This window comes from Streptomyces sp. NPDC046866 (assembly GCF_040704625.1).
Lineage (GTDB): Bacteria > Actinomycetota > Actinomycetes > Streptomycetales > Streptomycetaceae > Streptomyces.
Genome location: NZ_JBEYXN010000013.1, coordinates 88,564 through 97,766, shown reverse-complemented (window position 1 = coordinate 97,766; position 9,203 = coordinate 88,564). Strand labels below are relative to the sequence as shown.

Below are 9,203 nucleotides of genomic sequence, written 5' to 3'. Positions count from 1 at the left end.
AGTGAGCGGTCGGACTTCTCTGAGGAGGACCGCCTATGTACCAGCAGTTCCTCGAGTCGCCGGTCCGGGTCCCCGGGCCCGGAGCGGGTGAGGCGCCGACCATCCATCTCCTCGGCGGCCCGCGCGTCGTCCACCAGGGGAGATGGCTGGACGTCCCGGAGGGGGGCAAGCGGCTGCTCGCGTTCGTGGCGCTGAACGGCGGACGCGTCGAACGGCGGCACGCCGCGGGCACGCTGTGGCCCTCCGGGGACGACCTGAGGGCGGCGGGGAACCTGCGGTCCGCACTGTGGCGGCTGAAGGCCGCCGGCATCGACCTGCTCGACTCCGACAAGTGCTCGCTCTCCGTCCGCGAGCACACGGTGGTCGACCTGTACGTGCTGTACGGCTGGGCCGGCCGGCTCATCAACGGCACCGCCACCACCCAGGACCTCTCGGGGCTGAAGTGGCGCGCCGACGCCCTGGACCTGCTGCCCGGCTGGTACGACGACTGGGTGCTGCTGGAGCGCGAGCGGGTCCGCCAGCGCCTGCTGCACGCCCTGGAGGCGCTCAGCCGCGAACTGGCGCGCGCCGGGCGGTACGCCGAGGCGGTCGAGTCCGCGCTCGTCGCGGTCAGCGCCGAACCGCTGCGCGAGAGCGCCCAGCGGGCCCTGATCCAGGCGCACTTGGCCGAGGGGAACCTCGTCGAGGCCATGCGCACCTACGACACCTACCGCGACCTCGTCAAGCGGGAGCTCGGAGTGGAGCCCGGCCGCGAACTCTCCTCCCTCATACGCGACTTCTGCCGCACCGCAACCCGGTCCCGCGAGGTCCTGGCCGCCCGGGTGCGACACGCCTGATCCCGGGCCAAGCTGGGGGCATGAGCGACGACCCACAGGGCGGGACCGGCACGGAGCTGCGCCTGGCCCTCGCGATGCGGGGCGGCGTCAGCCTCGCCGTGTGGATGGGCGGGGCCTGTTGCGAAACGGCGGCGCTCCGGTCGGCGGCGCCGGGGCCGCCGGCCGCCACCGCGCCCGAGGCGGCGGAGGAGGAGGCGCCGGCGGGCGAAGCCCCGGTGCACGGGCCCGAGCCCGCCCCGGGGCGGGACGTCTACCGGGGCCTGCTGGCGGCGTGCGGCTACGACCGCGTCGAGGTCGACGTCCTGGTCGGCACCAGCGCCGGCGGGCTCAACGGCGTCCTGATGGCCTGCCACCTCGTGTACGGGATGCCCTTCGGCGAAGGGGTGCGCAACCTGTGGCTGCGCCTGGGCGACCTCGAAGGACTGCTGCGCCGCTCGACCCCCTTCCACGTACCGGCCTCCCTGATGCGCGGGGACGGGGTCTTCTACAAGGAGCTGCGCTCCTCCCTCGGCGAGCTCGTCAACCAGGCCCCGCCCGCCTGGCGGCCGCCTGCTTCGCTGCGGCTGATCCTGACCGCGACCCGCCTGCGGCCCCGCCGCGACTGGGTGCGCCCCCGGCTCGGCCGGCCGCAGCTCGTCGGGCGGTCCGACGCCTACTTCCGCTTCCGCCACCGCGGGGCGCTCACCGACTTCCCCGACGACGTCACGGGCGCCGCGCGCGACGAGGCCCTCACCCGTCTGGCCTACGCCGCGCGCACCACCTCCTCCTTCCCCGGCGCCTTCGAGCCCGGCCAGGTGTACGTCGCCACCGGGGCCCAGAGCCTCACCGACCCCCCGCGGGTGGACATGCGGGGCGTCAGCAGCGAGACCGGCTACCCGGACGAGGACCCGGACGGCTGCGTCGAGCTCATGGACGGCGGCCTGCTGGACAACATCCCCGTCGCCTGGGCCGTACGGGCCATCGCCGGGGCCCCGGTGACCCGCAGGGCCGACCGGTGGCTGCTGTTCCTGCAGCCCGTGCCGCCGTTCCCGCCGCCCGCCGCGCCGCCGCAGGCCAGGCGGCGCGTGACCCGGCTCGTGCGGACGGCCGTGCAGTCCCTCGCCGTCAAGACCGGATCGGAGTCCCTGCGCGACGACGCCCTCGCGCTCCAGGCCGCGGACGCCGCGGCCCATCAGCGGCAGAGCGCCACGGGGGCGCTGCCGCTGACCCTCGACGCCCTGGAGGGCATGGTCCCGAGCCGGCTGGAGATGTACGCGAGCACGGTCGGCGGCGCGGAGGCCACCCGGCTGATCCGGCTGCTGGAGGACCCGGCGGACGTGACCGGCCCGGACGCGCTGCCGCTCCCGGCCGGCCCGGGCCCGCTGGAGCCGCTGGACGAGAGCGGCGAGGGCTCCGTCACGCTGTTCCGGCGGCTGCGGGCGGCCTCGGCGGCCCTGGTGCTCCCCGCCGGGGGCGGGCACCTGCCGGAGCCGGGGTGCTCCCCGCTGCCGCTGGCCCGTACGGTCCGGCTGCTCCTGGACTGGGTGCGGGCCTGGGAGGCCGGGCGGGAGGGGGCCGGGCCGGAGGGGGCCGCGCCGGACGAGGGGGAGCGGTACGCCGGGGGGCCGGGGGCCGCGCCGGCCGCCGGTCCGGTCGCCGAGGAGCTGCGCCGGCGGCTGCACGCCTTCCGGTTCGCCGTCGCCGTCCTCATCGCCGCCCGGGACCGCCTGCTCCTGCAGGCCTACCGCGACGCCCTGGCCCGGCGCATCCTGCCCGAGGACGCCACCGGGCCGTACGTCGCGGCCACCCTGCGGCTGGCGGCGCTGATGCCCGCGCTCCCGCCGCCGGGCGCGGACCCGCGGCAGTGGGAGACCTGGGCGGTCAACCTCGCCCAGGCGGCGACCGCCGGGACGCCGCCGCCCCCGCCGGCCGCCGGGCCGCCCGAGGCCGCGTACGCGCAGCTGTGGCTGCGGCTGGCCGAAGCGGCCGCGGACGTCGGCACGCGGCTCCCCGCCGGAATCGCCGGCTTCGAGGCCCTCCACGAGGCCGCGTCGCAGGGCGCGCTGCCGATGGCCGACGCCCTGGCCCGGGCCGAGGTGCTGCTCGGCCCGCTGCGCCCGAACCCGCTCGCCGAGGCCGCCGACATCGCCTTCCACACCGTCTCGGCGGCCAACACCGGCTGGGCCACCGACACCGTCCTGCCGCAGGTGGACCGCAATTCCCCGAAGGCGCTGGTCCGCGCCAAGCTCAGCGGCAACCAGCTCAACAACTTCGCCGCGTTCCTCAGCGCCCGCTGGCGATGAGCGACTGGACCTGGGGCCGGCTCGACGGGGCCGCCTCCCTCGTCTCCGTCGTCGCCACCGACGAGCGCCTGCAGCGCTCGTTCGGCGGCATCGAGGACCCCACCGCCCTCGCCCGGGCCGTCGCGGAGGCCACCGGGCTCGGCGAGGCGTTCGTCGAGGCCTGGGCCGCGCACGTCGTGGCGCAGGGAGATTCCGTCGCACCCTGGGACCGGGTCCGGGCCGTCCTCACCGAGCTGCGCCAGCGCGAGGTCCTCGCCGAGGAGCTGCCGCTCATCGCCGAGCTCCACGCCCGGGGCCCGCGCGGCGGCAACCGGCCGCCGCCGGTCCCGCCCGCCCCGCCCCCGCTCGCACCGGAGGCGTTCGAGGACGCCGTACGGGCCCTGCGGGCCATCGGAGCCGAGGAGGTCTCCGACCTGGTGCGACAGCGGGACCCGCGCCGGGCGGCCCTGCGCGCGGGCCTGCTGGCCTGGCCGGCTCTCCAGCCCTCCGGCAGGGGCGGAGCCCGGCTCGTCCAGGGCGTCCTCGGCGTGCTGAAGCCGCTGGTGTACCTGCCGTTCCTGTACGCCGTCCTGGCGCCCTGGCCGGCCCTGGCCGCCGCCGCGCTGATGTGGACGGGCATCGCCTTCTGCACCGGCCAGTGGTCCTCCCTGCCCGGCCACGTCCCGGTCTGCCTGTACGCCATGGCCGCCCTCGCCGCCGGCACCGGGCGGTTCCGGCCGCCCGGGCTGCGGTACGCGGCGCTCGCGTCCCTGGCCGTGCCGCCGCTGGCGCTGTGGCTGCTGCGCGGCCACCAGCCCCCGGACCTCGGCCCCGGCTGGCGGTCGCTGGTCATCGGTGCGGCCTTCGCCCTCGCCGCCGCGGGGGTGCTGGACGCCGGCACCGACCGGTGGCTGCTGTTCCCGGTGGCGGCCCTGGTCGCCGGCGGCTGGGCCGCGCTCGTCCAGTTCGGCCGGCCCGCCCTCGACAACGGCTGGTGGGGCGCACTCATGCTCTACGCCGTCCTCTTCTGGGTGACGTTCGTCCTGCCCTGGCTGTATCCACGGGCGGCGCCGCGGCCGACCCGGCGCCCGGGCACTCAGCCCCCCGCCGACCGCTCGGATAGGGTGAATCGGTAGGAATCAGACCCTCCGGGGTGAGGTCGGGTGCGGTGGACGCTTTCCAGTCGACGAGCGAGGTCCCGGACCAGCCGGCCGCGGCTGTCGGGTACGCGGGCGTGCTCCGCGAGCTCCTGCCGATCGCGCTGTGGCGCGAGGACGCCGACGGCCGCATCGTCGAGTGGTCCCTGGCCGCCCAGGACCTGCTGGGCCACCGCCCCGAGGACATCCTCGGCCGGCCCGGCACCGCCGTCCTCGTCCCCGAGAACAACCACGGCCTGGCCCGCCAGCTGACCCGCCGCGTCCAGGCCGGCGAGACCGTCGTCGGCACCCTGCCCGTCCGCCACCGCGACGGCCACCCCGTCACCATGGAGATGTGGATCGTCCCGGCCGCCGACCCCCAGGGGCGCACCGGAGCCATGCTCATCGCCGTGGAGACCTCCGAGGTCCTGCACATGCGGGACTCCCTCGCCGCCCTGCAGAGCCTGTTCACCCAGTCGCCCATCGGACTCGCCACCCTCGGCCGCGACCTGCGGTTCCTGCGCGTCAACGACGCCCTCGCCCGGATGAACGGCGTCAGCGCCGCCGACCACCTCGGCAAGCGCCTCACCGAGGTCGTCCCCGGCGTCAACGCCGCCGCCCTGGAGGCGACCATGCAGCAGGTCCTCGACCGCGGCACCGCCGTCCTCGACGTCCGCCGCACCGGCCGCACCCCCGCCGACCCCGACCGCGAGCACACCTGGTCCTGCTCCTACGCCCCGCTCCTCGACGGCTCCGGCCGCGCCCTCGGCCTCATCGCCTCCCTCATCGACATCACCGAGGGCCAGCAGGCCCAGATCGAAGCCGAGCGGGCCCGGCGCCGCTTCGCCGTGCTCGCCGAGGCCGGCACCCGCATCGGCACCACCCTCGACCTGCGGCAGACCGCCGAGGAGATCACCCACGTCCTCGTACCGCAGCTCGCCGACTCCGCCGACGTCCAGCTGCTCGAGGCCGTCCTCGCCCCGGACGACTCCGCCGCCTCCCACCGCGGCGTGCTGCGCCGCCTCGCCGCCGTCTTCCCCGACCCGCAGGCCCCCACGGCCAAACTGCTGCCGGGCCAGACCTTCCGGATCCCCTCCGGAACCGTGTACGAGCAGGTCATCGCCGACGGCCGGCCCATGAACCTCTACCGCACGGACATCCCGGCCCTCATCTCCGACCCGCGGGCCGAACCCCTGCGCGCCTACCTCGCCACCCTCGGCTCCGCCCGGCTGATCCCGCTCGTGGCCCGCGGCACCGTCCTCGGGGCCGTCACCGTCACCCGGCTGGCCGAGCGCGAACCCTTCGACGAACAGGACTGCATCCTGGTCGACGAGGTCGTCGCCCGCGCCGCCCTCAACATCGACAACGCCCGGATGTACACCGACCAGCGGCGGGCCGCCCTCACCCTGCAGCGCAGCCTCAGCAACAGCGCCCTGCCCCGGGCCGCCGGCCTGGAACTGACCGGCCGCTACCTGCCCGCCAGCGACCACGACGTCGGGGGCGACTGGTACGACGTCATCCAGCTGCCGGGCGGCCGCACCGGCCTCGTCATCGGCGACGTCATGGGCCACGGCATCCACGCCGCAGCCGTGATGGGCCAGCTGCGCACCGCCGTGCGCACCCTGGCCCGGCACGGCGTGCCCCCCGACCGGCTGCTGGGCTCCCTGGACGCGGTCGTCGCCGACCTCGGCGAGGACGAAATGGCCACCTGCGTGTACGCCGTCCACGACCCCGCATCGGGCGGCTGGGTCATCGCCCGCGCCGGCCACCCGCCGCCGGCCGTGGCCACGGCCGGCGGCACCGTCACCTTCCTCGACGGCCCGCCCGGCACCCCGCTGGGCACCGGCGGCCGCGCGTTCCGCACCGAGCGGCTCGAACTCGCCCCCGGCAGCCTGCTCGTGCTCTACACCGACGGCCTGATCGAGGCCCGCGACCGCGACCTGGACCAGGGCATGGCCCAGCTCGGGCGGGCCCTGCGCGACCCGGGCCGGCCGCTGGAGACGCTGTGCGACGGCATCCTCTCCCGGCTCCTGCCGGCGGCCCCGCAGGACGACGTGGCGCTGCTGCTGGCCCGCACGGCAGCCGGCTGACCCGAGGCCCCCGCTGATCCGAAGCCGCCGCTGGCCCGAGGCCCCCGGAGCCGCCCCGGCCGGGGGAGGCCGGGTCACCAGGCCAGGTCCTCCAGGGCGTCGAGGTCCGGCTCGGGGAGGGTGGGCTCCGGGCCTGCGGTCAGCGGGAGCTCCGCCCAGATGACCTTGCCCCGCTCGGTGTAGCGCGTGCCCCAGCGGTCCGCGTACTGGGCCACCAGGAACAGGCCGCGGCCGCCCTCGTCGGTGGTGGCCGCGTACCGCAGGTGCGGCGAGGTGCTGCTGGCGTCGGAGACCTCGCAGATCAGGCTCCGGTCGCGCAGCATCCGCACCCGGATCGGCGCGCTCCCGTACCGGATGGCGTTGGTGACGAGCTCGCTCAGGATCAGCTCCGCCGTGAACGCGATGTCCTCCAGCCCCCACGAGGCCAGCTGGGCCGAACTCGCGCCCCGGATCCGCGAGACGGCCGCCGGGTCGGAGGGGACCTCCCACTCGGCGATCCGGTCCGCCTCCAGCCGCCGCGTGTCGGCGATCAGCAGGGCGATGTCGTCGCTCGGCGAGGGGAACAGCAGCGCGGCCAGCACGTCCGTACACGCCTGCTCGGGGCTGCGGCCCGGGCGCCCCAGGGTCTCGGCCAGCAGGGCCAGACCCGTGTCGAAGTCCCGGTCCCGGTCCTCCAGCAGCCCGTCGGTGAACAGCACCAGCCGGCTCGCCTCCGGGAGCCACAGCTCGACCGCCTCGAACGGCATGCCGCCCACCCCGAGCGGCAGCCCGACCGGCAGCTCGAGGAACTCCACCCGCCCGTCGGGGCCGACCAGCGCGGGCCCGGGATGCCCGGCGCTGGCCATCGTGCAGTGCCCCGACACCGGGTCGTAGACCGCGTACAGGCAGGTGGCGCCCGTGAGTCCGGTCGGCTCCCCGGCCGCCGCGTCCTGCGCGTCCCGGCCGGCGCCGGACTCGTTCTGGTCGATCCGGTCGATCAGCTCGTCCAGGTGCCCCAGCAGCTCGTCGGGCGCCATGTCCAGCGTCGAGAAGTTGTGCACGGCGGTCCGCAGCCGGCCCATCGTCGCGGCCGCGTGCACCCCGTGCCCCACCACGTCCCCCACGATCAGCGCCACCCGCGCCCCCGCCAGCGGGATCACGTCGAACCAGTCCCCGCCCACCCCCGCCTTCGCCGGCAGGTACCGGAAGGCCACGTCCACCGCGCTCTGGTCGGGCAGCACCCGCGGCAGCAGGCTGCGCTGGAGGGTCACCGCCGTCGCGTGCTCCCGCGTGTAGCGCCGGGCGTTGTCGATGGACACCGCCGCCCGCGCCCCCAGCTCCTCCGCGAACGACAGGTCCTCCTCGTCGAACGCCTCCGGCGTGTCGGCCGCCCGCCAGAAGTTCGCCATCCCCAGCACCACGCCGCGGGCCTGCAGCGGCACCGAGATCAGCGAGTGGAGCCCGTACCCCAGGGCCTGGCGGGTGCCCTCCTCGTCCTGCGCCCGCCAGCCCTGCGCGGCGTGCAGGTCGGGCGCCAGCACCGCCCGCCCCTCGTCCAGCGCCGTCGCCATCGGTGCCGTCGGCACCTCGAAGCGGATCACGTCACCGACCGGCTGGAGCGGCTGGTCGGTACGGATCCCGCTCATCGCCGCCCGCCGCATCTCGGTGTACAGCCCGGCGGCGAGCTCCGGCTCCTCCCCGTGCAGCACCTCCTCCAGCAGCTCCACCGTGACGAAGTCCGCGAACCGGGGGACCGCCACCTCCGACAGCTCCTCCGCGGTGCGCACCACGTCCAGGGTCGTCCCGATCCGCACCCCCGCGTCGTACAGCAGCTGGAGCCGCTCGCGCGCCACCTCGACGCGGCCCGAGAGCGCGGCGAGCTCGGTGGAGTCCCGCAGGGTCATGACACTGCCGGTGGGGCGGCCGCGGTACGGCTCGGTGGGGCGCACGTTCACCGCCAGGAGCCGGTCGCCCGCCAGGTGCACCTCGTCCGTCGCCACCCGCCCGGACATCAGCAGCGAGGTGGTGCGCGCGTCCAGCCCGAGGTCGGCGACATGGCGTCCCTCGGCGTCGGCCGGCAGGTCCAGCAGCCGGCGCGCCTCGTCGTTGGCGAGCAGCAGCCGGTGGTCGGCGCTGATGATCATCACGCCCTCGCGCACCGCGTGCAGCACCGCCTCGTGGTGCTCGTTCATCCGGGCCATCTCGGCCGCGCCCAGCCCCCTGGTCTGCCGCCGCAGCCGCCCGCTGACCAGGGCCGCCCCGCCCGTACCGAGCAGCAGCGCGCCCGCGGCGGCGCCGATCAGCAGGGGGAGCTGGCCCGTGACGACCTCGGAGACGTTGGTGATCTCTATACCGGTGCCGACGAGCCCGACGATGTTGCCGTCCGCGTCGCGGACGGGCGCCACGGCGCGGACCGCATCGCTGGGCTGGCCCCTGAACACCTCGGTGAAGGCGTGCCCGGCGGCGGCGCGCGAGAGGTCGCCGGTGGCGCGCTGCCCGATCAGGTCCGGCCGCGAATCGGTGTACCGGACCCCGTCGCGTGTCATCACCGCGATGAAGTCCACGCCCGAGGCCCGGCGCGCGGCATCGGCCAGGGGCTGCAGCGTGGCCGTCGGGTCGGCCGACAACAGCGCCGCCGGCAGCCCGGGAGCGTGCGCGAAGGCCTCCGCCGCGGCCAGCGTGCGGTCCCGCGCGTTGCGCTCGCTGTCGTGGCGGGCCTGGAAGAAGAGGGCCAGCGCGGCGGCGGTGATCAGCACCAGCACGATCACCGCCTGGAGCGCGAAGACCTGACCGGCGAGGCTGTGCGCACCCAGGGAGAAGCGCGCGTGCGGTTCCGGGCCGAGCCGGGTCGGCTGCCGGGGCGGCGATCCCCTGGGGCGACCAAAACGTCCGGTCATGAGC

At 76.2% G+C, this 9,203-nt stretch carries 5 protein-coding genes; 4 read left to right on the top strand and 1 reads right to left on the bottom strand.

What is annotated here, in order from left to right:
* The first annotated feature begins 35 nt into the window (after positions 1 to 35).
* The 4 genes from AB0953_RS20250 to AB0953_RS20235 are packed head-to-tail and all read left to right on the top strand — an operon-like array spanning position 36 to position 6,323.
* Complete coding sequence (locus tag AB0953_RS20250; protein ID WP_366860875.1) at positions 36 to 836, top strand: BTAD domain-containing putative transcriptional regulator; 801 nt, start codon at positions 36 to 38, stop codon at positions 834 to 836.
* A gap of 20 nt (positions 837 to 856) precedes the next feature.
* Complete coding sequence (locus tag AB0953_RS20245; RefSeq protein WP_366860874.1) at positions 857 to 3,118, top strand: patatin-like phospholipase family protein; 2,262 nt, start codon at positions 857 to 859, stop codon at positions 3,116 to 3,118.
* The gene (locus AB0953_RS20240) at positions 3,115 to 4,233 is read left to right on the top strand and encodes a hypothetical protein (protein WP_366860873.1); all 1,119 of its coding nucleotides are present in this window, start codon (positions 3,115 to 3,117) and stop codon (positions 4,231 to 4,233) included. The genes AB0953_RS20245 and AB0953_RS20240 overlap by 4 nt, the downstream gene beginning before the upstream one ends.
* Before the next feature lie 32 nt (positions 4,234 to 4,265).
* On the top strand, positions 4,266 to 6,323 hold the full coding sequence (locus AB0953_RS20235; RefSeq protein ID WP_366860872.1) for a SpoIIE family protein phosphatase: 2,058 nt from the start codon (positions 4,266 to 4,268) through the stop codon (positions 6,321 to 6,323).
* 74 nt (positions 6,324 to 6,397) lie between these two features.
* On the opposite strand, the gene AB0953_RS20230 is transcribed toward AB0953_RS20235, so the two are convergent.
* Positions 6,398 to 9,199, bottom strand: a complete 2,802-nt coding sequence (locus tag AB0953_RS20230) for a SpoIIE family protein phosphatase (protein ID WP_366860871.1) — start codon at positions 9,197 to 9,199, stop codon at positions 6,398 to 6,400.
* Positions 9,200 to 9,203: the final 4 nt, after the last annotated feature.

What these genes read in the sequence shown, in the direction of transcription:
- AB0953_RS20245 (WP_366860874.1), top strand. Translation starts at nt 857, where the DNA reads ATGAGCGACGACCCACAGGGCGGGACCGGCACGGAGCTGCGCCTGGCC.
- AB0953_RS20240 (WP_366860873.1), top strand. Translation starts at nt 3,115, where the DNA reads ATGAGCGACTGGACCTGGGGCCGGCTCGACGGGGCCGCCTCCCTCGTC.
- AB0953_RS20250 (WP_366860875.1), top strand. Translation starts at nt 36, where the DNA reads ATGTACCAGCAGTTCCTCGAGTCGCCGGTCCGGGTCCCCGGGCCCGGA.
- AB0953_RS20230 (WP_366860871.1), bottom strand. Translation starts at nt 9,199, where the DNA reads ATGACCGGACGTTTTGGTCGCCCCAGGGGATCGCCGCCCCGGCAGCCG.